Below are 24,955 nucleotides of genomic sequence, written 5' to 3'. Positions count from 1 at the left end.
ATGACCCCGTCGACTGTGCTTTTCGTTTGTCCGGACAACGCCCTGCTGGGGCCGCTGGCCGAGGCGTACCTGAACAGCCTTGCGCCGCAGGGGATCCGTGCCTTTTCCGCCGGGCCCAATCCGCGCGGTGCGTTGCATCCGCTGGTGCGCCGCCTGCTGCAGGATCATGGCCTGGATGCGCAGGGCCTTGAGCCCAAGAGCTGGGACATCTTCATGCTGCCCCATGCGCCGCAGCCGGACCGCGTGGTGGCGCTGACGGACAGTGTGGCCGGCGGCCATCAGCCGGACTGGCCGGGCAACCCGCGCCGCACCCTGTGGCAGGTGGCGGCCTGCGAGGCTGACAGCCGTCCGGAAAGCCTTGCGGCCTGCAGCGAGTATTTCCGCCGCATCCGCCGCTGCATCGACCAGACGCTGGCCCAGCAGACAGCTCCCGTAGAGCGGCAGGCGCAGGAACTGCTCCTCGCATCCTGTTGAAGCCGCATGCACCTTGCCGAAACTTTCTGGTGCTAGATACCTGTTGAGCACATAGGCCGATACTTATATGCAGGCGGCCTTGGCCCGCGAAACTTCTGGCCGTGCATTGGCGCTGCATAGATGTTGCGATCAGGTGGAAGCCGTTCTTGACCGAGTATCTCAATCAGATCGTCACGTTCCTTGGGGATAACCCCGAACTGGCCGGGCTCATCTGCTTCCTGATCGCCATGGGCGAGGCGCTCTTCATTGTCGGCCTCTTCGTGCCCAGCACCGTTGTGCTGGTTGGGGCGGGCGCGCTCGCCGGGCTCGGCAAGCTCGATCCGGTGTCGATCTTCCTATGGACCACCCTCGGCGCCATTGCCGGTGATGCCATTTCCTATTGGGTCGGCTATTTCTACAAGGACCGGCTGCGCAATGTCTGGCCCCTGTCCCGCTACACCAGCATTATGGAGCGGGGCGAAGCCTTCTTCCGCCTGCATGGCGGCAAAAGCGTCTTCATCGGACGCTTCGTGCCGGGGGTGAAATCCGTTGTGCCGGGCATCGCCGGCATGGTGGGCATGGATGCCTGGTACTTCACGTTCGTCAACGTCACCTCGGCCATCGCCTGGGCCGTCTCGCACCTCGGACCCGGCTTCATTGCCGGCACGGCGCTGAGTGCCATCGGCGAGGTCAGCGGCCGTCTGGCGGTGATGCTGGGCGTGCTCTGCGTCATTCTCTTTGTCGTGATCATGCTGGGCCGCTGGCTCATCCAGATCATCATGCCGCTGTTCGCCGGCACCCATGGCGCCATCATCGGCTGGTTTGCCCGCCGTCCCGGCCCGGTCTCGCAGTGGGTGGCCCGCTCTTTCGATCCGCAGCATCCCCGCTCCACCGGCATGCTGGCATCCGCGCTCCTGCTGATCATCACCATGCCGGCCTTCTTCTGGCTGGTGACGCAGCTGACGCCGGGCGACAGCCTGACCCAGGCGGATCTGGCGATCCGCAACCTGTTCGAGAGCCTGCGCTCGCCGCTGGGTGACCGCATCCTCGTGCCCATCACCATGCTGGGCGATGGTTTTCTGCTGACCATCTTTGCGCTGCTGGTCGCAGCCTATCTGTTTGGCCGCAAGGCCTGGCGCCGGGGCACCGGTTTCCTCATCGCCGTCAGCACGACGGCGCTGTTCGTGCCGCTGATGAAGGCTCTCGTCGTGCGTGACCGGCCCAATGTCTTTGGCGACGGTGTGCACAGCTTCAGCTTTCCCTCCGGCCACACGACGGTCACCACCGTCATTTTCGGCATCATTGCCGTGCTGATCGCCCATGAGCGCTCGGCCTGGTCCAAGGCCGGCATCTTCACCATCACCGCCATCTATGTGCTGACCATGGCTTTCTCCCGGGTCTATCTCGGGGTGCACTGGACCAGCGATGTGCTGGCGGGCCTGCTGTTCGGCACCGCCATGGTCTCCGCCTTTGCCTTCGTCTTTGGCCATGTCCACAACGAAAAGGTGGGCCGGGGCGTGCTGGTGGCGATTGTCGCCAGTGCCTTCGTGGTGTTCGGCGGCTGGCACATCACACGCAACCTGCCTGCAGCGCTTGCCACCTACAGCCCCGTGCCGAACGAGCAGGTGCTTGACGAGGCGGATTGGCTCGACAGCGGCTGGACCCGCGTTGCCCCGCGCCGCGTCGGCCTCAGCGGCGATGATGAAGAGCCGTTGATCGTGCAATATGCCGGAGATCTCGGCGCCCTTGCCCGCCGGCTGGAACAGGAGGGCTGGCAAAAGGCTCCGGCCTGGACCGTAAGATCTGCGGCCGGGTTCATTGAAGGCCAGACGAGCGCGGAGGTTCTGCCCGCCCTGCCGCGGACCCATTATGGACGCTATGCCGCCCTGGTGATGATCCGCAACAGCCATGCGCCGGACAAGAAGGACGATATCCGTCAGGTGCTGCGCCTGTGGCCCACAAGCTTCGTCATCGGGAGCGGAGAGGACGTCAGCCCCCTCTATGCGGGCGGCATCATTTCGGAAGAGATCCTGCATCCTCTGGGAGAATTCTCCGCCCCCAAGACGGAACAGGCCGCCCCGCCGGCGGACCGCAATCCCTTCCTTCTGTTGCCGGGCGCGACGGAGCGCCAGCGCCCGGATGGATCGGCGGTGACCCTGGTCCCTGCCCCGCCACCGGCGGCTCGATAGTTTCACTTAATTGAAAATACGTCTTGGCATGGCCCGCTTAGTTTCCTATGTATGAAACAAGTGGCCGTTTCCGGCCACCTTCAGGCATATGAAGAGAGGGTCAGAATGCCAACCGAATTCACGCCGCTCCTGTCGCTGGCAGGGGGCGCACTCATCGGCCTTGCCGCCGTTGCCCTGATGGCCGTTCATGGCCGCATTGCCGGGATCACCGGCATTCTGGGCGGGTTTCTGCCGGGTTCGGGCGAAAGTGACCGCGGCTGGCGCATGGCCTTCATCGCCGGCATGATCGCCGCTCCCCTCACCGTCATGGCCGCGACCGGCAGCATGCCGCAGATCGCTGTGCCGGTTTCCACACTTGCGCTGGTGGCCGGCGGATTTCTGGTTGGCATCGGCGCCACCTTCGGCTCCGGCTGCACCAGCGGCCACGGGGTCTGCGGCCTGTCGCGCCTCTCCGCCCGCTCCATCGCCGCCACGCTCACCTTCATGGCCACCGGCGCGGTGACCGTCTTCCTTGTCCGTCACGTTTTCGGAGGCTGAGACCCATGCGTATTCTCTCTGCCTTTGCGATCGGCGTTGTCTTTGGCCTCGGCATCCTGCTGTCGGGCATGGCCAATCCGGCCAAGGTTTTGAATTTCTTCGATATTGCCGGAACCTGGGACCCCAGCCTCGCCTTTGTCATGGGCGGCGCCCTCGCCGTGACAGCCGCCGGCTACCAGATCCTCTTCCGCAAGGGCGGCGCGCCGCTGCTCGCCCCGCGCTATCTCGTGCCCACCCGCAAAGATATCGATCCGAAGCTCATCGGCGGCGCGGCCGTCTTTGGCATCGGCTGGGGCCTGTCCGGTTTCTGCCCCGGCGGGCTTGTGCCCGCGCTCGGGCTTGGCCAGAGTGAACCGTGGATCGCCTTTGCGGCCGTCGTCGCGGGCATGCTGGCTGCCCGGGCCATCGGCATGCTGCAGGCGCAGCAGAAACCGGCGCGTCCGAAGCTCGCATCCGGCGAATGACCTGACCCCTCAGGAGAAACACCATGAGCACGCAGTCCTATCCGGTTGACATGACGGTGACCCCCGAGGTCACCGCCTTCTTTGATCCGCTGACCAACACCATCAGCTATGTGGTGAAGGATCCGGCCTCGGAGGCCTGCGCCATCATCGACAGCGTCATGGACATCGACTATGCCGCCGGACGGATCAGCTATGTCTCGGCGGACCAGATCATCCGCTTCGTCGAGGAGAACGGCCTCAGGGTGGAATGGCTGATCGAGACCCATGTGCACGCCGACCACCTGTCTGCCGCGCCCTATATCCAGGGCAAGCTGGGCGGCAATCTGGGCATCGGCAGCCAGATCACTGTGGTGCAGGAAACCTTCGGCAAGATCTTCAACGAGGGCACGGAGTTCCAGCGCGACGGCAGCCAGTTTGACCGGCTGTTCGAGGATGGGGACACCTATCAGGTGGGCAGCATGACCTGCTTTGCCATCTACACCCCCGGCCATACGCCTGCCTGCATGACCCATGTGATGGGCGATGCCGCCTTCGTCGGCGACACCCTGTTCATGCCCGATGGCGGCTCCGCCCGCGCCGATTTTCCCGGCGGGGATGCCGGCACGCTTTACGATTCCATCCAGAAGGTGCTCGCCCTGCCGGACGACATGCGCCTCTTCATGTGCCACGACTACGGCCCCAATGGCCGAGACATCCAGTGGGAGACCACGGTGGGCGAGGAAAAGGCGCATAACATCCACGTGGGCGGCGGCAAGACCCGCGAGGAATTCATCGCCTTCCGCACGGCGCGCGATGCCGAACTCGACATGCCGAAGCTGATCATCCCCTCGCTGCAGGTCAACATGCGCGCCGGTCAGCTTCCCCCCGCCGATGACAGCGGCAAGACCTTCCTCAAGGTTCCGGTCAACGGGCTTTAAGGAGCGTTTGCGGTCAAAGCGTCAGGAATGAATGCAAGTCTTGATCACAGTGCGGAACGATCCTGAAGGCGTGTTTCATGGCAGGGCTTCACCGCCCCCCGCCCCCTGGTGGGGCGGGGTGAGGGGCGGGGGGCGCAGACACTCAGCCCGGCACGAGTTCAGTGGGTCACCCTACGGCAGCTCTTTTGCAACTAGATCAGACGTGGCTCTAAATTGCTGTCTCACAGCCCCCCACCCCTCACCCCTCCCCACCTTGGGGGAGGGGGGCGGAGACTCTGTGCCAGCAAAAGACATGTTCTTCGTTTTCTCCCTCCAGCGAGCCCCCAATGAACCGGCTTCAGCGCTATCTTCCGATCCTCGACTGGGGCCGTACCTATGACCGGGCGGCCGCCACCAATGATCTCATCGCCGCCGTGATCGTGACGATCATGCTGATCCCGCAGTCGCTGGCCTATGCCCTGCTGGCGGGGCTGCCGGCAGAGGTCGGGCTCTATGCCTCCATCCTGCCGCTGGTGGCCTATGCCATCTTCGGCACCAGCCGGGCGCTGGCGGTGGGGCCGGTGGCGGTGGTGTCGCTGATGACGGCTTCTGCCGTGGGCGAACTGACGGCGCAGGGCACGGCGGAATATCTGGGCGCGGCCATTGCGCTTGCCTTCCTCTCCGGGCTCATTCTCATCGTCATGGGCCTGTTCCGCCTCGGTTTTCTCGCCAATCTCCTGTCCCATCCGGTGATCTCCGGCTTCATCACCGCCTCGGGCCTGCTGATTGCTGCCAGCCAGCTGAAACACATTCTCGGCGTGCCGGGCGGCGGCACCACGCTGGTGGAAATCACCTCGTCTCTGGCCGCCAGTCTTGACCAGATCAATCTCATCACGCTTGCCATCGGCATCCCGGCCATCGGCTTCCTGTTCTGGGTGCGCAAGGGGCTGAAACCGCTTTTGATCCGCGCTGGACTGAAGCCAAGGCTCGCGGACAGCATCGCCAAGGCGGGCCCCGTGGCTGCTGTCGCCGTGACGACCTTGCTTGCTGCCGCCTTCAATCTCGGTGATGCGGGGGTGAAGCTTGTCGGCCATATTCCGGGCGGGTTGCCCACGCCTGTGCTGCCGCCCTTTGATGCGAAGCTGTGGCTGGACCTTCTGGGCCCTGCCCTGCTCATTTCCGTCATCGGCTTTGTGGAATCGGTGTCCGTGGCGCAGACGCTGGCGGCCAAGAAGCGCCAGCGCATCCTGCCGGATCAGGAGCTGATCGGCCTTGGCGCCTCCAATGTGGCCTCGGCCATTTCGGGCGGCTATCCGGTGACCGGCGGCTTTGCCCGCTCGGTCGTCAATTTCGATGCAGGCGCCGAAACCCCGGCGGCAGGCGCCTATACCGCCGTGGGCATTGCGCTGGCCACCCTGTTCCTGACGCCGCTTCTCGCCAATTTGCCCCAGGCAACCCTTGCCGCCACCATCATCGTCGCCGTGCTGTCGCTGGTGGATTTTCCGGCCCTGCGCCGCACCTTCATCTATTCGCGCAGCGACTTTGCCGCCATGGCCGCCACCATTCTCGTCACCCTGCTGGTGGGGGTGGAAACGGGCGTCACCACGGGCGTCATCCTGTCGGTGCTGCTCTATCTGTTCCGCACCAGCCGCCCGCATATGGCTGTCGTCGGCATCGTGCCGGGCACGGAGCACTTCCGCAATGTGCGCCGCCACAAGGTGGTGACCGGCAGCACGGTGCTGACCCTCCGCGTCGATGAGAGTCTTTACTTCGCCAACAGCCGCTATCTGGAAGACCGCATTCTGGAACTGGTGGCCGAGCACCCGGCGATCCGCCACGTGGTTCTGATGTGCACCGCCGTCAACGTGATCGACGCCAGCGCCTTCGAGAGCCTTGAGGAACTGAACCGGCGGCTGAAGGATTCCGGCGTCACCTTCCACCTGTCGGAGGTGAAGGGCCCGGTGATGGACCGGCTGAACCGCACCGATTTCACCCATCATCTCACGGGGCAGGTGTTCCTCACCCAATATGACGCCCTGTGCAGCCTCGACCCCGAAACCGCCCACGTCTCCGAATCCCGCCATCCCAAACGCCGCGCCATGAGCACGCTGTGGGACGGGCCGGAGATTTGAGGGAGGGGGAGCTCAACCCTCAGCTTTTCCATCGTCACCCCGGACGAAGCGCAGCGGAGATCCGGGGCCGGTGAGCCACGGTTTCCCGGTTATGCTTCTGGGACAACCAACTTGTACCCCGGCTCACCGGTCCCGGCCCGGGGGCCGGGATGACGATGGAGGGGCTGCGGATTCGCCGGCAAGCTGCTATGGCGCCTTGTCTGCCCCAAGCCACCTTTCACTTGCCTTCCGCACTTCACCCAAGCAAGGGTCGCGGCCATGGAACAGATGCCTCAGCCCATACCCGCAGAAGCACCGCCCGAGGCGAGCCTCCGGCAGCGGTTCGTATCCGGCCCGCAGAGCGGCGGGAGCGGCATTCTGGCCGTCGTCTATTCACAGGTGCGCGTGCCCGAAGGCCGGTTCGGGCTGGAGCGGCTGTTCATGGACACGCGCCATGCCTGCCTCTTCCTCAATGACCTGCGCTGGCGCTGGTATGAGGGGCAGACGGCGGCCATCGACGCGGCGATTGACGCCGCTGTGGCCGAGGCGAAACCCTCGCGCATCATCCACTATGGCTCGTCCATGGGCGGCCATGCGGCGCTGGCGGCGGGCTTGCGCCGGGGAGATGGCGAGGTGCACAGCTTCGGGCCGGAGCTGGAGCCCGGACGGCCCGGCACCCAGAGCGCCGGTTACGGCCTGCCCCACCCCGGCACGGCTGCTCAGGCGCTGACGCTTGCACCGGAGTTCGCAAGGCTTGAGACCCCGCCCGCCCATCCGCTGCATCTCTACTTCGGCCATTTCGATGCTGCCGATGCCGCAGGCGCGGCGCGGGTGCTGAGCCGCAAGGCGGAAGTCCCGGCGATGGCCGGCATCCACGTGCATGAACTGGCCTCCTGCCACGCCAGCCATGACCACCTCTATGCGCTGAACGTGATCCGCAAGATCATCCGCACCTTCGAGCGCGATCCGGCGGCGGAACTGGCCGCCCGCGATCTGCTGCAGCCCCTGCCGCCCGTGTTCCATGCCGGCTTCTCGCAGGCCGCCGAACTGCTGGCGCAAGGCCTCGTGCCGGAGGAAGCAGATCTTCTGCATCTGGCAGGCCTTGCCCCTGATCACATTGGCCTGCTGCGCCTCAGGGCGGATGCGGCCGCCGCGTGCGGAAATCTGGAATCCGCCCTTGCCCTGATGACACAGGCCGAAGCACAGATTGCCAGCCACCCCGGCCTTGCCGCCCTGCCCAAGCGCTGGCGCAAGGACCTGACGCTTGCCCGCATCCGCTGGATGGCGGACCTCGGAAGACAGGCGGCAGCGGCGGATCTGCTGAGGTCTCTCGCCGCGCAGATGCCCCATGACGCAAAGGTTCTGGCACTGGCGGGAGAGCTTGGCATCAACCTGCCGGAAAGCTGAAATGCAGGGACAGCTCTTGCATTTTTCGAACAAATGCGGAACATTTGCAGGATGAACCCGCTGGATCTTGCTCATACCAACCGCATTGCCCTTGATGACCCGCTGACGGACGGGCGCCAGTCCGAAACGGCGCTCAAGGTCTGGCGCGGGGCGGCCCGGCTCATGCGCCTGCAGGGCTTTGCCTGCCTGCCCGAGCTGACGCTGGCCTCCGGGCGGCGGGCGGATCTGATCGCACTGGGCCCGAAGCACGAGATCATCATCATCGAGGTGAAATCCTCCATCGCGGATTTGCGCGCGGACAGCAAATGGCCGGACTACCGCGCCCATTGCGACCGGCTCTATTTCGCCACCCATGTGGATGTGCCGTCAGAGATCTTCCCGGAAGAAGCCGGACTGATCCTGTCCGATGGCTATGCCGCCGATATCCTGCGCGAGGCCCCGCACCATCCGCTGGCGGCCGCGACGCGCAAGGCCGTGACCTCTCGCTTTGCCCGTCAGGCCGCCCTGCGCCTGCATGACCTCCTGGACCCGGACGCAAGGGCCATTGCCAGCGTGCTCTGATCCTTGGCGCGGGGGCTGGCGTAAGAGGGAAAATCTCCACGCGAACCACGCCCTTGCCAGACCCCGTCATGCCACCAGCACCTGCCACGGCCCCTACATCCTCCTCCTCGCTCGGCCTGCAGGTTGTCTGGTTCAAGCGGGACCTGCGCGCCTTTGATCATCAGCCCCTGTTCGAGGCCGCCCGCCTTGGGCCGGTGCTGCCGCTCTATATCGTGGAGCCGGGGCTGTGGGCGCAGCCGGACATGTCCGGCCGCCAGTTCGCCTTTCTGCGCGAATGCCTTGAAGAACTGCGGGAGGCGCTCGCCCGGCTGGGCCAGCCGCTGATCATCCGCACGGGCGAGGCCGTGCCGGTGCTTTCCGCGCTGCACCGGGCGCGGGGCATTGCCGCCCTGTGGTCGCATGAGGAAACCGGGAATCTGTGGACCTTCCGCCGCGACCTGGCGGTGAAGGCCTTTGTACGGGCCGAAGGCATCCCATGGCACGAGCCGCGCCAGACCGGCGTGGTGCGCCGTCTGGCGAGCCGCAACGGCTGGGCCGCGCGCTGGGACCATGACATGCGCAAGCCCCTGCTGCCGGAACCCCTGCTCACTCCGCTTTCCAGCCTTGGCCACACCATTGATCCCGGCCCCCTGCCCCCGGCGGGCGGTCCTGGCCTCGCGCCGGACCTTTGCCCCCAGCGCCAGCCCGGCGGGCGCAAGGCGGGCCTTGCCTGTCTTGAGAGCTTCCTTCACCGGCGTGGCAAGACCTACAGATCCGGCATGTCGAGCCCCGTCTCCGGCTTCGATGCCTGTTCGCGCCTCTCGCCGCATATCGCCTTCGGCACGCTTTCCTTGCGTGAGATTACGCAGCGGGCGGAAGACCGGCTGAACCAGCTGGTTCTTGCGGGGGATGCGCCGGGTGCGGCCACTTGGCGCGGTGCCGTAAGTTCCTTTCTCGCCCGGCTGCACTGGCACTGCCACTTCATGCAGAAGCTGGAGGATGCGCCGCGCATCGAGGTCAGCAACCTGCATCTTGCCCATGACGGCCTGCGCCCGCGTGAGCCGGACCGGGCGCGGCTGGAGGCCTGGATGAAGGGCGAAACCGGCCTGCCCTTTGTGGATGCCACCATGCGGGCGCTCCTCACCACCGGCTGGATGAACTTCCGCATGCGCGCCATGCTGATGGCCGTCTCCAGCTATCACCTGTGGCTGGACTGGCGCACGCCGGGGGAGCATCTTGCGCGTTGTTTCACCGATTATGAGCCCGGCATCCACTGGCCTCAGGTGCAGATGCAGTCCGGCACCACGGGCATCAACACCATCCGCATCTACAATCCGGTGAAGCAGGGCATCGATCAGGACCCGGATGGCCGCTTCATCCGCCGCTGGGTGCCGGAGCTGCGCGCCATTCCGGACGCTTTCCTGCACGAGCCCTGGAAGGCCCCCAACGCGGGCGCCGTGCTGGACAAGGCCTATCCGCTGCCGGTGGTGGATCATGTGGCGGCAGCCCGGGCGGCGCGGGACAAGGTCTGGTCTCTGCGCAAGGACCGCGACTTTCACAAGGCGGCTGACACCATTCAGGAGCGGCATGGCAGCCGCAAGGCCGGCATCACCCGGCGCGGGCGGGAAGGCGGAGCAAGGCGAAAGCGCCCGGCAGACACCACTGCCCAGCTCAGCTTCGGCCTGTTGCTGCCGGAGGAGAAGGGCAAGGGCAGACCATGAAGATGCGCAAGAAATCCGATCTGCCGGTCAAGACCTGCCGCACCTGCGCAAGGCCCTTCACCTGGCGGCGCAAATGGGCCCGTGACTGGGACAACGTCCTCTATTGCTCGGACCGCTGCCGGGGCGCACGCAAAGGCGGAGGCCCGCTGGCTGAAGATCCGGAGGAAGAGGCGCAAAGTTCCTCCCGCAGGCGCTAGAGGCTGCCGTCTCCGGCTTCAGACGCAAAACCAGCGCGAGACTTCAGGCCAGCCCGTCCGGCCGGAAGGCGTCCACCACATGTTCGGGCCAGCGGAAGGGCACGACCAGAACCAGATCGAACCGCAGCGTCTGCGCGGCAAGATGCGGATGGTGCAGCAGATAGATCTGCGCGGCACGGATGATGCGGTTGCGGGCAGTGGGTGTGACGGCCTCCAGCGCCGCGGTGCGGGTGCGCCGTGCCTTCACCTCGACAAAAGCCACCACATCGCCCCGTTCGGCAATGAGATCCACCTCACCGGTCGAGGCCTTGAAGCGGCGCTCCAGAATGCGCCAGCCGCGCAGGCGCAGCGACAGGGCGGCGAGGCTCTCGGCCAGATGACCCAGCCGGTAGGCTTTCCGCCGCATCTGCCGCCGCCCCCGTTCCGTCATGATCCGGCCTCTTCCCCATCAGCCCCGGCGGCTGCCTTCAGCGCCAGCGCCAGCTTGTAAACCTCGTTCCGGTCCAGCCCCGTGCGCTTCGCCACGTCTTTGGCGGCGGCGGCAACGGGCATGCCGGCAAGGGCCTCGGTGAGCAGCGCTTCCACATCGGCGGCGTCTTCCTCGTGAGCCTGCACCTCCGGCGGGCCGATGAGAACGACAATCTCGCCCTTGGGCGGGTTTTGCTCATAGAAAGCCGCCAGTTCCGGCAGTGTGCCGCGCTGGAAGGTTTCGAACTTCTTCGTCAGCTCGCGGGCGACCACCGCAGCCCTGCCGCCCAGCACCTCAGCCATGGCGGCGAGAGAGGCGGCCAGCCGGTGGGGCGATTCGAAAAAGGCAAGGGTGGCCGGAATGGCCGCCAGCTCCGCCAGCCGGCGGCTGCGCTGACCCGCCTTCTGCGGCAGGAAGCCCGCAAAAAGCAGCGTATCGCTCGGCAGGCCGGAGGCGACCAGCGCGGCAAGCGGCGCAGAGGCACCGGGAATGGGGATGACCCGGTAGCCGGCTTCCAGCACATCGCGCACCAGCCGGTATCCCGGATCCGAGACCAGCGGCGTGCCGGCATCGGAGACCAGCGCCACCACCTTGCCTTCGGCCAGCGCCGCCAGCAGCCGCGGGCGCTGCCGCTCCGCATTGTGCTCGTGATAGGGCAGCAGCGGTGCCCGCAGGCCGAAGCGCTGGGCCAGCGTTGCCGTGACGCGCGTATCCTCGCAGGCAATCACATCTGCGCCAGCCAGCGTTTCCAGCGCGCGCAAGGTAATGTCACCAAGATTGCCGATCGGCGTCGAGACGACATAGAGCGCGGCCTCCTGCCGGGGCGCCTCGACCACCTGTCCAGCAACGAAATAACGCCGTTCTGGCGGGGCTTCAGCCATCGTCATGTCAAAACTCCGGGCAACAACAGCTTGAGGGCTGTCCAACATATGATCCAGTCTCGTGAAACTGGACAGGAACGTTCTGAATTCGTAAAGGTTTTTGAACGCGGACGCGAGGAGGCCATAGTGCAAAACACGATTGAAGCCGCCAAGGGCATGAAAACAGCATCCCCACAGGCGTCCGGACGCGGCTTTCTGCGCCGGAGCCGGCTTCGGTTTGCCGCTCTTGCCGGGGCGCTCGGCTTTCTGGCGGGCTGCATGCCCTCCACCATGGGGCCGGTGCAGGATGGCTCCTCCTTCCCTGCCACCCCGGCCGCGCCCACAGTGGCAGGCGAGATGATTGGCGACGGATCGATTCGCGTCGGCCTGCTGCTGCCGCTCAGCGGCGGCGGTTCTGCCTCCTCCATCGCCACCACCTTCAAGAATGCCGCACAGCTGGCGATCAGCGATTTTCAGGGCTCCAACATCCAGCTTCTGGTGAAGGACACGCAAGGCACGGCGGAAGGCGGGCGCGCGGCGGCCGAAGCGGCCATGTCGGAAGGGGCGGAACTGCTGCTCGGGCCGGTCTTTGCTCCCGCCGTCACTGGCGCTGCCAATGCGGCGCGCAATGCCGGCATCCCGATCGTCGCCTTCTCCAGCGACACGGCTGTTGCAGCCCCCGGCGTCTATCTGCTCAGCTTCCTGCCTGCCGGAGACGTGCGCCGGATCATCGGTTATGCCGCGCAGCAGAACCGCAAGTCCTTTGCCGCCCTGTTGCCGGACGATGCCTATGGCGCTGTCGCCGAAGCGGCCTTCCGTCAGGAAGTGGGCCGTGTGGGTGGGCGCATCGTCGCCATCCAGCGCTACAAGCTGACGGGCAGCGACACCTCGGATCTGGCGGCCAAGGCGCAGCAGCTGGCTCCGAACCTGCCTCAGATCGACGCACTGTTTGTGCCTGCGGGCGGCGGTGTCGCACCTTTCGTGGTACAGACGCTGGTGCAGCAGGGCGCGAACCTTGGCACGGTCAAGCTGCTCGGCAGCGGCCAGTGGGAAACCCAGCAGGTGACCAACAGCCCGATGATGGCCGGCGCCTGGTTCCCCGGCCCGGAAAAAAGCGGCTTTGATGCGCTGGCCAGCCGCTATCAGGCGGCCTATGGCAGCCCGCCGCCGCGCAACGCCTCGCTCGCCTATGACGGCACCATCCTTGCCGCCGGGCTCGTGCGCTCCGCCGGGCCCCAGCGCTTTGCCACGCAGACGCTGACCAACCGCGACGGCTTCCTCGGCATCGACGGCGTGTTCCGCTTTCTGCCGAACGGCCAGAACGAGCGTGGCCTCGCGGTCTATGAAATCACCGGTTCGGGCGTGAAGCCTGTCTCCCCGGCCCCGCGCGATTTCCGCAGCCCCAGCTGAGAAAGCCCATCATGACCGGCGGAAAACGGGTTCTCCTGATCATCGGCGGCGGCATCGCTGCCTACAAGTCGCTGGACCTGATCCGCCGCCTGCGCGAGCGCGGCGTGAAGGTGAAGGTGGTGATGACAGCCGCCGCGCAGCAGTTCATCACCCCGCTGGCCGCCGGGGCGCTGACGGCTGAAAAGGTCTACACCGACCTCTTCGACCGGGAGGCGGAACAGGATGTCGGCCACATCCGCCTTGCCCGCGACACCGGTCTCATCATCGTGGCGCCAGCCACGGCGGACCTGATGGCCAAGATGGCGCAGGGCCTTGCCGGGGATCTCGCCAGCACCGTGCTTCTGGCCACCAACCGGCCCGTGCTGGTGGCCCCGGCGATGAACCCGGCCATGTGGGCCCACCCGGCGACGCAGCGCAATGTGGCCACTCTCAAGACCGATGGCATTGCCTTCATTGGCCCGGAGAGCGGCGAAATGGCCGAAAGCGGCGAGGCAGGCCTTGGCCGCATGGCCGAGCCGCTGGCCATTGCCGAAAGGGCGCTTGAGCTTCTGGAAGCCGGCAGCCCGCTGCAAGCGGGACCGCTCAGCGGAAAGCATGTGGTCATCACCTCCGGGCCGACCCACGAGCCGATTGATCCGGTGCGCTACATCGCCAACCGTTCGTCCGGCAAGCAGGGCCATGCCATTGCCGCCGCAGCCGCAGAGGCAGGCGCGCGGGTGACGCTCATTTCCGGCCCCGTCACCCTGCCCGATCCGGCCGGCGTCACGGTCATCCCTGTAGAAACGGCCAAGGAGATGCTCGCGGCTGTCGAAGCGGCCCTGCCCGCCGACGTGGCCATCATGGCCGCCGCTGTCGCCGACTGGCGCGTGGCGCAGGAAGGCAGCGAGAAGATCAAGAAGGACGGCTCCGGCCAGCCCCCTGCCCTCGCGCTGGTCGAGAACCCGGACATCCTGTCCACAGTCGGGCACCTTGCCGGCAACCGGCCGAAGCTCGTCGTCGGCTTTGCCGCCGAAACCCAGAACCTCATCGCCAATGCGCAAGGCAAGCTGCAGCGCAAGGCCGCCGACTGGATCGTCGCCAATGACGTCAGCCCGGCAACGGGCGTCATGGGCGGAGATGCCAACACGGTGCGCATCGTCACCCATGACGGCATCGAGGACTGGCCGACCCTCGGCAAAACCGAAGTCGCCCGGCGGCTTGTGGCACGGATCGCGGCGGCGCTGGAAACCGCTGAGGGCTGAGATCAGCCGGCGCGGATGCGGTCGCCGCTGCCCGATCCTCTGATGGTTTTGAAGATGTAGCGGAAATAGGCGGAAAGGCTCAGGTCCTTCAGCATCCGCGCGTCGGTTTCCGCCAGCAGCTGCGGCGTGGACATGTCGATATCGTTGATCTGGGCGAGCCCTGTGATACCCGGCCGCGCGTCAAAGACGCCGCGCGCCGCGCGTTCAGTGATCAGTTCTGTCTGGTTGAACAGGCAGGGGCGCGGGCCGACAAGGCTCATCTCCCCCTTCAGCACGTTCCAGAGCTGCGGCAGCTCATCTAGCTTTGTGCGCCGCAAAAAATGCCCCAGCTTCGTCACCGCACGCGGATCGGCCTGATGGGTGGCCACGGAGGCCGTATCCGGCCGCATGGTGCGGAACTTGACGAGGATAAACGGCCTCTGCCCCCGCCCGACCCGCTCCTGGCGGAACAGCGGCGAGCCCGTGTCAAACCAGCCCACCACACAGAGAACAGCCAGAAACGGCAAGCCACAGAGCAGCCCGAGCGCGGACAGGATCACATCAAAAGCACGAATCATGCTGCACCATAGTCCCAGCAAAACGAATTGCGAAAGCCGGAGATATCAGCAACGGCATCTTCCGCAAGGAAGCAAGAGGGCTATAGCAGCTCCGGTGCGCGATAGTCACCGGAAGCCCATCCTGCCCATGAGCGGAAAGAGCCTGATACCAAATCCAGATGAGCTTGGCTCATCGGGATTTGGTCAAGCCCATGTGGCACATGAGCCGTTTCAAGGCGTGATGCGTCAGCGTCGGAAGACTAGGCATGAGATGACGCCTTTTCGCCCTATTGGCCTGTGACCAGTTTGCGCCGGTGTCCCGAAGGGAGACCATTCGCAGGTGGCTGGACATTTTGCATTTGGATGGGCCCAGCCATTTGGTTACAAGCTGGAGGTGCGGATAGCCGCACAGAGTTCAGCGATCCAACCACATTCGACGCAGGCCCGACATTGAACCGCGACCCCAACCAGATCCAAGTCATTGATGCCGTCGAGATCAAACCTGGGCTCGGTCTATCTGAGGCTTACCGCTTCAGATACCTGATGTACTGGCTGGCCTGGCGCGACATTAAAGTCAGGTATTCCCAAGCATATATGGGAATATTCTGGGCACTTCTTCAGCCCCTTGCAACGGTTGCCATCCTGTCTGTTGTTCTTGGTTTCCTGGCCCGTGTGCCGTCAGACGGCGTTCCTTACAGCGTTTTTGTGGTCTGCGGCATCGTTACATGGACGATTTTTTCCAGTGCACTGAACAACGTCTCAAATGGTCTTCGTACCAATGGTGCGCTTCTTTCGAAGATATACTGCTCACGGCTTTCTGTTGTTTTAAGCACAATGGGAACGCCTCTATTTGATTCGATATTTCTTTTTTCTTCAATTGTAATAATTGTGTTGGTGCAAACTCATGCACTCTCGCCTCTGACGCTGCTGGCAATTCCGTTCCTTCTATGGGCCCTGGTTCTGGGGGCGGGGATTGGCTTGCTCTTTTCGGCCTTGTCGATCCACTACAAGGACGTGCCCATGGTGATCCCGATCATCCTGCAGATCGGCATGTTTGCATCTCCGGTCATCTATCCGCCAAGTCTGGTTCCCGACCGCTTCCTCTTCCTGCTCCATCTTAATCCTGTGGCAACGATCATCAGTGGCGTCCGCTGGACCATCTATGGTGCGCCTCCTCCGGACATGCATGCGCTTGCAACATCAGGAGCCGTGTCTGTTGCGATTGTGCTGTGGGCGCTCTACTACTTCAACGAAGTGCAGCGCGCCTATACCGACAAGATGTAAGCCCAGAATGCGAATGAAAGTCAGGCAAGACCAGTGAGCGAACCAGTCATCAAAATTCAGGGCCTGTCGAAACGCTTTGTGCTTGGCCAGACGCCGACGCCTGCGAGCCGCATCAGGAATTCTCTCCGCAGCCTGTTCGGTAAGAAGCCGCAGGAGGCGCAGCCTGCGCTCGCACGGCAGGAGTTTTGGGCGCTAAAGGACATCAATCTGACCGTGAACAAGGGCGATGTGATCGGCATCGTCGGCAGGAACGGCGCCGGGAAATCAACGCTCCTGAAGATCCTTGCTCAGATAACCGCGCCGACGCGCGGCCGCATCGAGATCAAGGGCCGCATCGGCTCCATTCTCGAAATCGGCACAGGCTTCAGTCCTGACCTGACGGGGCGCCAGAACATCACGCTCAGCGCGGCAATTCTAGGCATGCACGAGCACGAGATCCGCAAGAAGATGGACGAGATCATCGACTTTGCAGGGGTCGGGCGGTTCATCGACGTGCCTGTGAAGTTCTACTCCTCGGGCATGTATGCGCGCCTCGCCTTTTCCGTCGTTGCACATCTGGAACACGAAACACTGCTTATCGACGAAGTTCTTGCCGTTGGGGATGCCGAGTTCCAGAAGAAATGCGTCGGAAAGCTGCATGGGGAGGCGAGCAGCGGGCGGACGGTTTTGTTTGTCAGCCACAGCATGGCCTCGGTTTCCAGCCTGTGCAACAGAGCTATTTTGCTGGCTGACGGGCAGATCACCCATGATGGATCCACCGATGACATCGTCGATGCCTATCTCGAGAAGGTTTCTTCTCTCGATTCCATGGTCGACTTTGAAAATCCCGAGAGCGCTCCCGGCAACGAGACATTCCGCCTAAAAAAAGTTGTCATCCGCGGCGAGGATAACAGCGAACGTTACAGGCTGAAGAACAGTGAAGACATTCACATCGACATTGACTACTGGAACGTGCGCGACAGAGCCAAGATTGGTGCAACCGTGGCCATTCTCAATTCTGCAGGCGTCTGCGTATTTGGATCATTGAGCAATCACGAGCCCAACTGGCACGGCAAGCCCCGGCCGCTGGGTGCTTACCGGAGCACGGTGACAATCCCCAAGCACCTAATGCGGGAGGGCAGATATACGCTGGTTGTTCTCTTGTGGAGTGACAGCTACACAGATCAACGCCGATTCGACAATGTAGCCGAATTTGAAGTTACCGATTCCGGTGTTTTGCGCGGTGATTATTTTGGCGGCTGGGAAGGATACATCCTTCCGAAGCTGGACTGGACCTGCTCAAAACTGGATTGATAATCGCGAAGATTTGCGCTCTTGTCTAAGGACATAACCGGAGGAAGCAGTATAACGATGTCACAAACAAAAATTTTCACTGTGACCGGTGGGGCGGGCTTCATTGGAAAGCACTTTGTGAAGCGCCTTCTGGACGATGGCCACTACGTGACCAATATCGATGTCATGAACTATGCTGCAGACCGTAAGGTTGCGCAGGAGTTTCTTGATTACGAAAAGTACCGGCACGTTGAAGAAGACATATCAAACCTGCGTCATCTCCAGGAATGCGATTATCTGGTTAACTTTGCTGCCGAATCCCATGTCGACAATTCGATTGCGAGCAGCAGGGAGTTCTGTTTCAGCAATTTCATCGGTACCCATCGCCTGCTCGAACTGACGCGGGCCAAAGGCCCGGATGACCGTCCCCATTTCCTCCAGATCAGCACCGACGAAGTTTACGGTGACATCAAGGAAGGGACGCATTCGGAAGATGACATTCTGAAGCCGTCAAATCCCTACTCGGCGACAAAAGCTGCCGCGGACATGCTGGTTCATGGCTGGGCACGCACTTACGGGATTCGCTACAACATCATCCGTATGACCAACAACTACGGCAAGCATCAGTATCCTGAGAAACTGATCCCCAAGTCGGCAGGGCGGATGCTGCGCGGAAAACCCGCGCTACTTCAAGGAAATGGCACCTACTACCGCAATTGGTTGCATGCGGAAGACAGTGTGGACGCCATCCTCACCGTCATCGACAAGGGCGAGGCCAACCGCATTTACAATGTGTGCGGCAATGCCGAACTTCAGAATATTGAAGTGGTGCGCAAGATCGCCGCGATCATAGGCATCGAGGAGAGCAAGGCGTATAAGTTCGTCGCCGACCGGGTTGGTCAGGATGTTCGCTACAGCCTCGACAGTTCAGCGCTGCATGCCCTCGGCTGGGTGCCGCGGCGCAACTTTGACGAAGAACTCCGCAAGATTATTGAGGCGGTTGATTTTCACCGCTTTGTCTGAAGGCACCAAAGGAAAAGATCAATGAACACAGAAAATTACCCTGTCATCGAGCTTCCCGAAGGCTTTTCTGACGATCGCGGCGTCATTCAGCCTCTGGTTGACGGTGGCTTCGCCGCAGTTCAGGTTATTACTTCAAAGAAAGATACTGTTCGGGCGAATCATTATCATAAGAAAGACTCCCACTACATGTATATTGTGAGTGGTGTCATGCGTTACTTCCACAGGCCCGTAGGCGAAACCGGCGCACCGGACTATGTCGACCTGAAGGCCGGCCAGCTGGTGCATACGCCGGCAATGGTCGAGCACGCCGCGCTTTTCCTGGAGGACTGCACCTTCCTCAACATCACATCCGAGAAACGCGACCAGGCGACCTACGAGGACGACATTGTCCGCGTCAACCTTTATCCGGGAACGTGAGATGACGGGTGGAGCTATCTTCTCGGAAGAACAAAACTGCCGTCTTTGCGGCTCCGGCGCGCTTACGGATGTTGTCCGGCTGACGGCCACACCGCCTGCGAACAATCTGATCACTGCAGAACACCTGGGTGATCAGGTCCTGCGGATTCCGCTCACTGTTTGCCGCTGTGGCAGCTGTACCCACATTCAGCTGCGCCACACGGTAGATTCCTCGCTGCTTTTTTCCAGCTATCTCTACACCTCGCGAACCTCGCAGGTGATGCTGGATCACCTCGCAGCGCAGGCTGCTTCCATCGCCAGCCGGCATGCTGACAGTTCAAACCGCTTTGTCGTGGAGTTCGGTTCGAACGACGGGTCGCTCCTGAAGAACTTCATTGCAAATGGCTACACCGTTCTTGGCATCGATCCGGCTGCCAACATCGTCCAGGAAGCAAATGACGCCGGCGTGAGAACGATCGCAGCCTTCTTTAATGAAGAGACGGCAAAGCAAGTTGCTGACACCTATGGCAAGGCCGGGCTGATCTGCGCGAACCACTGCTTCGCGCACATTGCTGGCATCGAGTCTGTTGTGCGCGGGGTCAGGCACCTGCTGGATGACGACGGCGAGTTCGTCTTTGAAGTCGGCTACCTTCTGGATGTCGTTCAGAAGGCCTTGTTCGATACGATCTACCACGAGCATCTTCACTATCATCACGTGCGGCCCTTGGTGGATTTCTTCAGGCAGCACGGCATGTCGCTTGTGCGGGTGGAGCGGCACGACATTCAGGGCGGCGCCCTCAGAGGCTTCGTCCGCAAGGGGTCGGTACCGGCCGATGAAACCGTGGCTGCCCTGCTTGCACTTGAAGAGGCTGCAGGCCTCAACGAGGAGGCAACATTCTCCAGATTTTCTGCAAGAATTCAGGATCTCTCCCGAAACTTGAAAGATCTTCTGGTGGAGATTAATTCAAAGGGGAAGAAAATCTGCGGGTATGGTGTCCCTGCCAAGGCCACCACGATGCTGTATCACTTCGGTGTCAATGCCGATCTCGTGCCCTCCATAGTCGATGACAATCCGCTGAAACAAGGGCGCTACATTCCGGGATTGAATATTGAAATTGTGCCGCCAGCCAGTCTGGAGCAGATCGCGCCGGATTATATTCTGATATTCGCATGGAATTTTGCCGATGCCATCATCGCGAAGCATCGCTGGTTCCTGGAGCGCGGTGGGCATTTCATTGTCGCTCTGCCGGAATTGCGGATTGTGTCTGCAGACGGAACACAAACGTGGCCGAACCTGACCGTCTGAATGTTGCCGTTCTCGGGGCTGGCCGGTGGGGCAAATGCCTCATCGGCACGGTCCAGCGCCTTGACGGGTTTGCGCTGAAAGCTGTCGCGAGCAGCAATCCGGAGACCCGGTCGCTGGTGCCGCATGACTGCATGGTCACGGCGGACTGGCGTGCTGCCGTCGGGAACCCCGACGTTTCAGCCGTTCTGATTGCAACTCCCCCCGCGCTGCATCTGGAGATGACGCGGCTGGCCCTCATGTGCGGCAAGCCCGTCTTTCTGGAAAAGCCCATGACCATGGTTCCGCAAGAGGCGCGGGAAATACTGCGTTTGTCCGGTGAAACGGGTATCCCCGTTATCATCGACCACATTCACCTCTTCTCTGAGGCTTTCCAGGGCCTGAAGGCTCATCTTCACCATATCGGCCGCATCAGGGTGATACGAGGCGAGGCCGGCAACAAGGGGCCGGTCCGGCACGATGCCAGTGTGTTGTGGGATTGGGGTCCTCATGATCTGGCGATGATCCTGAACATCACCGGCTTAAGGCCGCAGGCGGTGCAGGCGCGCCGCGTGAAGCATGAGCAGACGCCGGACGGGATGGGCGAGCATATCCGTGTGGCCCTTCACTTCGGGCCGGAGCAGGCTGACTGCGCCTTTGATATCAGCAACATCCGGGCTGAAAAGCGGCGGCATTTTTCCGTCGAAGGAGAGTTTGGCAGCCTGCAGTATGATGATCTTGCTGCGGACAAACTGGTTCTTCAGCGACATGGCCAATCCGCCACGCCTTTGGCTCTTCCCGGCGTTTTATCCCTCGACAACGCCCTGGGTGCATTCAGGCGCACCGTTCAGGGCCTTGGCGGCCTGGATCACGAAGCCTTGCTTGAGCAGAGCGCTGCAACAGTGGACATTCTCCACGAGTGCTCCCAGCAGCTTTCAACGGCCTGAAGGCGGGGCAGAGCGGTTCCGGCCTTCAAACCTCTCAGGACGCCATTTCTGCCCCGTCATCAGGTCGGCAGACCTGTAGGCAGCCCATGCCAGCAGGTGCCGGGCGGCAACTGCCGGATTGACGCGCCAGGTGATGCGGGCCGCCAGAAAATGCACGGAAGCCATGGCGGCAGATCTCATGGCTCTGACCCGGCCGGGCAAGTCCTCCCGATCGAAAAAACTCCGGAGAATCTGGGTGTATTCCTTTGCCCTGTCGCAGTGGTTGCCCCGTATCGACGTACTTCCGGCATGCTCCCGCCACTGGGCTCTGACACCTGTGGCGTGCACGAAGGGGGCAATCAGAGACAGCCTCAGCCAGCTTTCATAGTCCGATCCAAACCTCAGATCTCTGCGTCTGAGCGCGCCGGCGGGAGCCAGACGCCTGCGGATAAGCGTTCCAGGGCCGGGAAGGCACCGTGCCCCGGCAATCAGTTCATCCTGGGAAAAATCCGGCAGTTTGACTTCCTGGAGCACCCGGCCATCTTCGCCAATGACCACCCAGTCGGGATAGGCCGCGGCGGCTTCCGGGTGCTGCAGCAGAGCAGCCACACAGCCACTCAGCCAATCGGCAGGCTGGGGGTCATCCGCACTGACAATCGCGGCGAACTCCCCTTGCGCCGCTGCCCAGCCGGTGTTCACAGCTGCGGCCTCACCGGCATTGGGCTGGTTGATGATCTTGAACAGGCGCTGCGGGACCCAGTCATCAAGGATGGGGCGAAGGGCCTCGAGGCACTTCCCGGTTCCATCCTGTGACCCGTCATTCACCACCACGATTTCCAGTGCGCAATAGGATTGCTGCGCAATACTGCGGACAGTTTCCTCAATGAAAGCCTGGCCGTTGAAAACGGGAATGATGACTGAAACGAGAGGGTCAGCGCCTTTCATTCCGCGTTGCACCCGACCTTGCGGCCGCCGCTGCCGTAACCTGCCTGCCGTGCAAGCCGTTCATAAATGCGGAAAAGCTGTACCGCCTGTTCCTGTCCGTCAAACCGCGAGTGGACCCATTGTGCGGCCCGGGCCCCCATTTCCGCACGCTGCTGACTGTTCTTTGCAAGAAACACGGCGTGGCTGGTCAACGCCGCCAGATCACCCGGTTCGACGAGAAATCCACCTGTGCCATGCTCAACAGCCTCCACGATACCGCCGGTTCGCGTGGCAATGACCGGGGTTCCACAGGCCTGTGCCTCGATCAGAACCAGGCCGAAGCCCTCCTGCTTTGATGGAAGGACCAGCAAATCCAGCGCTGACATGTAGCCTGGAATCTCCGAGTTCGGAACAGACGGGACGAGATGCACCGCATCCTGAAGCCCTAGCGTGCCAGCCTTTTGCTTCAACGCGGCGCAGCGGGAACCGTCACCGATGAACATGCCTGCCGCACGGGTTCCTGCCGCTCGCACCCGGCTGACAAGCTCAAGAGCCTCAAAGACGCCCTTTTCATCTTCGATGCGGCCGACATAACCGATCAGAACGTCATCACCGATGCCATGCGCGCTCCGTATCCTGTTCCGGGCGACGTCATCCCGCTGAAACTGCTCGAGATTCACACCAAGATAGGCAGACTTCGCCGAAATTCCAGCGCCACACAGCTGGGTCGTGGCTTCCTTCAGATATTCGCTGACGCATAAGACAGCATCTGATCCGCACAGAGACTCTACGGCCAGTTCCCTGAGGGCAGACGATGAGTGCGTGTAGTCCGTCACGTCGAGACCATGAACGGTCAGAACGAGTGGCCGCCGGCCGGCATTCATCCGGACAGAGGCCAGACCAACCGGCAAAGTCATGTGGGCATGAATCACGTCAGGCTGAAACCCGGCACAAAGTTCATCGAAAGCACCGGAACAGAAGCGGCTGATGCTTTGCGCCGCGTAGGCGCGAAACCAGCGGCCCGGCGGCCGTAGGAACCTCGGGCGCAGAACCTGCACCCCATCGAGCGTCTCACGGCTGGGGAGATTTGAGAAATTGCCCCATTTCGGAAACACCCGCATAGCCTTGGGAACATAAGGCGTTGGACAGAAAACCATCACCTCCACGCCCAGTCTCCTCAGTTGGAGGATCTGTTCATGGATAAAGGAATTGGCTGCCGGTGTGCTCGCTGATGGGTAGGCATCTGCGACATGCACCACCCTCATACCGTCACTGCCAGCATTCTGCTGCTCCTCCATGTGCCGCCTGAAAACAAATCAGGCAACCGGCGCAGGGTATGCATGCCAAGCTTGTGCGGAGGCCGTCCCATTCACGCTCTTCCCTCATGGCCCCACCAGAGTTCTTTCGATGACTCCATTTTCATCGAAAGATCTCTATCTATTTTTTTTCAAACAACTCCGGAGACAAACCGGTTTCCTCTTTTGCAAGAAATGCCTCAGAATTCAGGTCCTTCATATGAAGAACTGGCAGGTCTGCGTCCAGGTTCCAGCCGAGCGCCCTATCAGCTGGCCTTCGCGCTCAACCGCCGGTAAAGCTCCAGAAATCTCCCGGCATAGATCGGCAAAGTATGGTGTCTCTCCAGAAGGCGGAGGCCGTTCTCCGCCATTTTGTATCGAAGACCGTCATCATTGAACAGTGTTTCTATTGCGTCCTTCAGCTGGGCGCTATTGCCCATCTCAACGGCAATGCCGCATCTTGGGGCGTCAATCGTCTCCTCAAGCGCCGTCCCCCTGAAGGTGATCACAGGGGTGCCGCAGGCCAGTGCCTCCATCGCCATAAGGCCAAATGCCTCCTGAACGGAAGGCATGAGAAAAATGTCAGCAGCGTTCAGGGCGTCAGAGAGCATCTCCTGATCATTGTTCGTCCAGGGCAGTTGAATGATCTCGAACTTGCCGCTGAGCGCGTCCAGGCCGCCTTGTCCCTCGAAGGTGAGCAGGTAGGTTTTACGCCGCGGCACGAAATCTTTCAGTGCTGCGATAATAAAATGCGTTCCCTTGAAGTTTGTTCCATAAGGGACAGAACGGAATGAAATAACATCGGCATCTTCAGGGATGCCAAACCGCTCACGGCACACCCTCTTATCCTTTATGTAATACTTGGATGTATCGACGCCATAGGGGATGTAGTGGGACAGCTTGCGGGCAAGTATCGGACTGCGTGCCAGCATTCTCTGTTGCCAGGGAGATCCCACGATCAGGTGAATACGGGCCAGGCCGAACACGAGCCTGCGAATCAGCCAGGCAAGGCGTGTGACATCATGGCGGATCGCAAAGGGTGTTTCCTTGTTCGGGCATTTGCCGCAGCCGGACTGCCAGCGCTCGCATCCCATCGAATAGACACAGTGCCCAGTGGTCATGAACATGTCATGGATTGCAACCAGCGTCGGCTTGTTCCACCTCAGCCAGCTTATCAGCGCAATCATGAAGAGGCTGAAGAACTGCGCATTGTAGGTCAGCTGCAAATGCAGAACATCCGCCTGGCGCACCCTGCGGCTGAAAAGGAGGCGGTAGCCCTCTATGGGAAACACGGACCACAAGGACAGCGCAGTCCCGATCTTCTGCATCCGGACGTTAAGATACCGCAGCCACCTGGAATAAAGGCTGAAGACCCGCGGATCGTCAGAATGCTTCTCATGAACGAACATGATCGAATCATGTCCTTCATTCAGATAGTATTCATGCAGAAGGTAGCCATTGACCTGGATACCAAGTGTATCAAAGCCGGAAATCTGGACGATCTTCATTCTGTGCGAGACTC

24 protein-coding genes are annotated in these 24,955 nt (G+C 62.2%); 18 read left to right on the top strand and 6 right to left on the bottom strand.

Features of this window, described 5'->3' with window-relative positions; translation table 11 throughout:
* The 10 genes from ACVNHC_RS21310 (at position 1) to ACVNHC_RS21265 (ending at position 10,515) form a co-directional block, all read left to right on the top strand.
* Complete coding sequence (locus tag ACVNHC_RS21310) at positions 1 to 474, top strand: arsenate-mycothiol transferase ArsC (RefSeq protein WP_050473614.1); 474 nt, start codon at positions 1 to 3, stop codon at positions 472 to 474.
* A gap of 146 nt (positions 475 to 620) precedes the next feature.
* Positions 621 to 2,642, top strand: coding sequence for a VTT domain-containing protein (locus tag ACVNHC_RS21305; protein ID WP_457169342.1), 2,022 nt, complete (start codon positions 621 to 623; stop codon positions 2,640 to 2,642).
* A 105-nt stretch (positions 2,643 to 2,747) separates the two neighbouring features.
* The gene (locus ACVNHC_RS21300) at positions 2,748 to 3,179 is read left to right on the top strand and encodes a YeeE/YedE family protein (protein ID WP_050473613.1); all 432 of its coding nucleotides are present in this window, start codon (positions 2,748 to 2,750) and stop codon (positions 3,177 to 3,179) included.
* Positions 3,180 to 3,184: 5 nt separating this feature from the next.
* Positions 3,185 to 3,643, top strand: a complete 459-nt coding sequence (locus ACVNHC_RS21295; protein ID WP_122522442.1) for a YeeE/YedE family protein — start codon at positions 3,185 to 3,187, stop codon at positions 3,641 to 3,643.
* 23 nt (positions 3,644 to 3,666) lie between these two features.
* A complete protein-coding gene (locus tag ACVNHC_RS21290; protein WP_457169340.1) occupies positions 3,667 to 4,560 on the top strand; it encodes an MBL fold metallo-hydrolase in 894 nt (297 codons plus the stop codon).
* A 326-nt stretch (positions 4,561 to 4,886) separates the two neighbouring features.
* Positions 4,887 to 6,671 carry a SulP family inorganic anion transporter gene (locus ACVNHC_RS21285; RefSeq protein ID WP_457169338.1) on the top strand — a complete coding sequence of 595 codons (1,785 nt, stop codon included), beginning with the start codon at positions 4,887 to 4,889 and terminating at the stop codon, positions 6,669 to 6,671.
* A gap of 258 nt (positions 6,672 to 6,929) precedes the next feature.
* Positions 6,930 to 8,057 (top strand): hypothetical protein, encoded by a 1,128-nt coding sequence (locus tag ACVNHC_RS21280; protein WP_457169336.1) that lies wholly within the window; start codon positions 6,930 to 6,932, stop codon positions 8,055 to 8,057.
* Between the two features lie 51 nt (positions 8,058 to 8,108).
* Positions 8,109 to 8,618, top strand: a complete 510-nt coding sequence (locus ACVNHC_RS21275; RefSeq protein WP_457169334.1) for an MmcB family DNA repair protein — start codon at positions 8,109 to 8,111, stop codon at positions 8,616 to 8,618.
* A 68-nt stretch (positions 8,619 to 8,686) separates the two neighbouring features.
* Positions 8,687 to 10,318 (top strand): FAD-binding domain-containing protein, encoded by a 1,632-nt coding sequence (locus ACVNHC_RS21270; protein WP_457169332.1) that lies wholly within the window; start codon positions 8,687 to 8,689, stop codon positions 10,316 to 10,318.
* Between the two features lie 2 nt (positions 10,319 to 10,320).
* Positions 10,321 to 10,515, top strand: coding sequence for a DUF2256 domain-containing protein (locus ACVNHC_RS21265; protein WP_174234540.1), 195 nt, complete (start codon positions 10,321 to 10,323; stop codon positions 10,513 to 10,515).
* A gap of 43 nt (positions 10,516 to 10,558) precedes the next feature.
* On the opposite strand, the gene ACVNHC_RS21260 is transcribed toward ACVNHC_RS21265, so the two are convergent.
* Together ACVNHC_RS21260 and rsmI are read right to left on the bottom strand one after the other, a co-directional pair.
* The gene (locus ACVNHC_RS21260; protein ID WP_457169330.1) at positions 10,559 to 10,945 is read right to left on the bottom strand and encodes a YraN family protein; all 387 of its coding nucleotides are present in this window, start codon (positions 10,943 to 10,945) and stop codon (positions 10,559 to 10,561) included.
* Positions 10,942 to 11,871 (bottom strand): 16S rRNA (cytidine(1402)-2'-O)-methyltransferase, encoded by a 930-nt coding sequence (gene rsmI, locus ACVNHC_RS21255; RefSeq protein WP_457169328.1) that lies wholly within the window; start codon positions 11,869 to 11,871, stop codon positions 10,942 to 10,944. The genes ACVNHC_RS21260 and rsmI overlap by 4 nt, the downstream gene beginning before the upstream one ends.
* Positions 11,872 to 11,991: 120 nt before the next feature.
* Between rsmI and ACVNHC_RS21250 the strand changes: the two genes are divergently transcribed.
* Complete coding sequence (locus tag ACVNHC_RS21250) at positions 11,992 to 13,254, top strand: penicillin-binding protein activator (RefSeq protein WP_457169326.1); 1,263 nt, start codon at positions 11,992 to 11,994, stop codon at positions 13,252 to 13,254.
* 11 nt (positions 13,255 to 13,265) lie between these two features.
* The gene (gene coaBC, locus ACVNHC_RS21245) at positions 13,266 to 14,495 is read left to right on the top strand and encodes a bifunctional phosphopantothenoylcysteine decarboxylase/phosphopantothenate--cysteine ligase CoaBC (RefSeq protein ID WP_457169324.1); all 1,230 of its coding nucleotides are present in this window, start codon (positions 13,266 to 13,268) and stop codon (positions 14,493 to 14,495) included.
* A 2-nt stretch (positions 14,496 to 14,497) separates the two neighbouring features.
* Here coaBC and ACVNHC_RS21240 read toward each other — a convergent pair whose 3' ends face one another.
* Positions 14,498 to 15,052 (bottom strand): sugar transferase, encoded by a 555-nt coding sequence (locus ACVNHC_RS21240; protein WP_457169322.1) that lies wholly within the window; start codon positions 15,050 to 15,052, stop codon positions 14,498 to 14,500.
* A gap of 342 nt (positions 15,053 to 15,394) precedes the next feature.
* Between ACVNHC_RS21240 and ACVNHC_RS21235 the strand changes: the two genes are divergently transcribed.
* The 6 genes from ACVNHC_RS21235 to ACVNHC_RS21210 are packed head-to-tail and all read left to right on the top strand — an operon-like array spanning position 15,395 to position 21,235.
* The gene (locus tag ACVNHC_RS21235) at positions 15,395 to 16,315 is read left to right on the top strand and encodes an ABC transporter permease (protein ID WP_122522420.1); all 921 of its coding nucleotides are present in this window, start codon (positions 15,395 to 15,397) and stop codon (positions 16,313 to 16,315) included.
* 33 nt (positions 16,316 to 16,348) lie between these two features.
* Positions 16,349 to 17,608 (top strand): ABC transporter ATP-binding protein, encoded by a 1,260-nt coding sequence (locus ACVNHC_RS21230; RefSeq protein WP_058898365.1) that lies wholly within the window; start codon positions 16,349 to 16,351, stop codon positions 17,606 to 17,608.
* A 57-nt stretch (positions 17,609 to 17,665) separates the two neighbouring features.
* Positions 17,666 to 18,610: a dTDP-glucose 4,6-dehydratase gene (locus tag ACVNHC_RS21225; protein ID WP_058898364.1), complete on the top strand. Its 945-nt coding sequence runs from the start codon at positions 17,666 to 17,668 to the stop codon at positions 18,608 to 18,610.
* A gap of 21 nt (positions 18,611 to 18,631) precedes the next feature.
* Positions 18,632 to 19,027: a cupin domain-containing protein gene (locus ACVNHC_RS21220; protein WP_050473600.1), complete on the top strand. Its 396-nt coding sequence runs from the start codon at positions 18,632 to 18,634 to the stop codon at positions 19,025 to 19,027.
* Between the two features lies 1 nt (position 19,028).
* Positions 19,029 to 20,312: a methyltransferase domain-containing protein gene (locus ACVNHC_RS21215; RefSeq protein WP_374629685.1), complete on the top strand. Its 1,284-nt coding sequence runs from the start codon at positions 19,029 to 19,031 to the stop codon at positions 20,310 to 20,312.
* Positions 20,291 to 21,235, top strand: a complete 945-nt coding sequence (locus tag ACVNHC_RS21210) for a Gfo/Idh/MocA family protein (RefSeq protein WP_374629686.1) — start codon at positions 20,291 to 20,293, stop codon at positions 21,233 to 21,235. The genes ACVNHC_RS21215 and ACVNHC_RS21210 overlap by 22 nt, the downstream gene beginning before the upstream one ends.
* Here the strand turns inward: ACVNHC_RS21210 and ACVNHC_RS21205 are convergent.
* The 3 genes from ACVNHC_RS21205 to ACVNHC_RS21195 all read right to left on the bottom strand — a co-directional run bounded on the left by ACVNHC_RS21205 (position 21,224) and on the right by ACVNHC_RS21195 (position 24,941).
* A complete protein-coding gene (locus ACVNHC_RS21205; protein ID WP_374629687.1) occupies positions 21,224 to 22,159 on the bottom strand; it encodes a glycosyltransferase in 936 nt (311 codons plus the stop codon). The genes ACVNHC_RS21210 and ACVNHC_RS21205 overlap by 12 nt on opposite strands.
* A complete protein-coding gene (locus ACVNHC_RS21200) occupies positions 22,156 to 23,436 on the bottom strand; it encodes a glycosyltransferase (protein WP_457169317.1) in 1,281 nt (426 codons plus the stop codon). The genes ACVNHC_RS21205 and ACVNHC_RS21200 overlap by 4 nt, the downstream gene beginning before the upstream one ends.
* Before the next feature lie 263 nt (positions 23,437 to 23,699).
* Positions 23,700 to 24,941 (bottom strand): glycosyltransferase, encoded by a 1,242-nt coding sequence (locus ACVNHC_RS21195; RefSeq protein ID WP_457169315.1) that lies wholly within the window; start codon positions 24,939 to 24,941, stop codon positions 23,700 to 23,702.
* Positions 24,942 to 24,955: the final 14 nt, after the last annotated feature.

Source organism: Pannonibacter sp. Q-1 (genome assembly GCF_054073275.1).
This window is presented reverse-complemented; position numbering and strand designations above follow the sequence as displayed.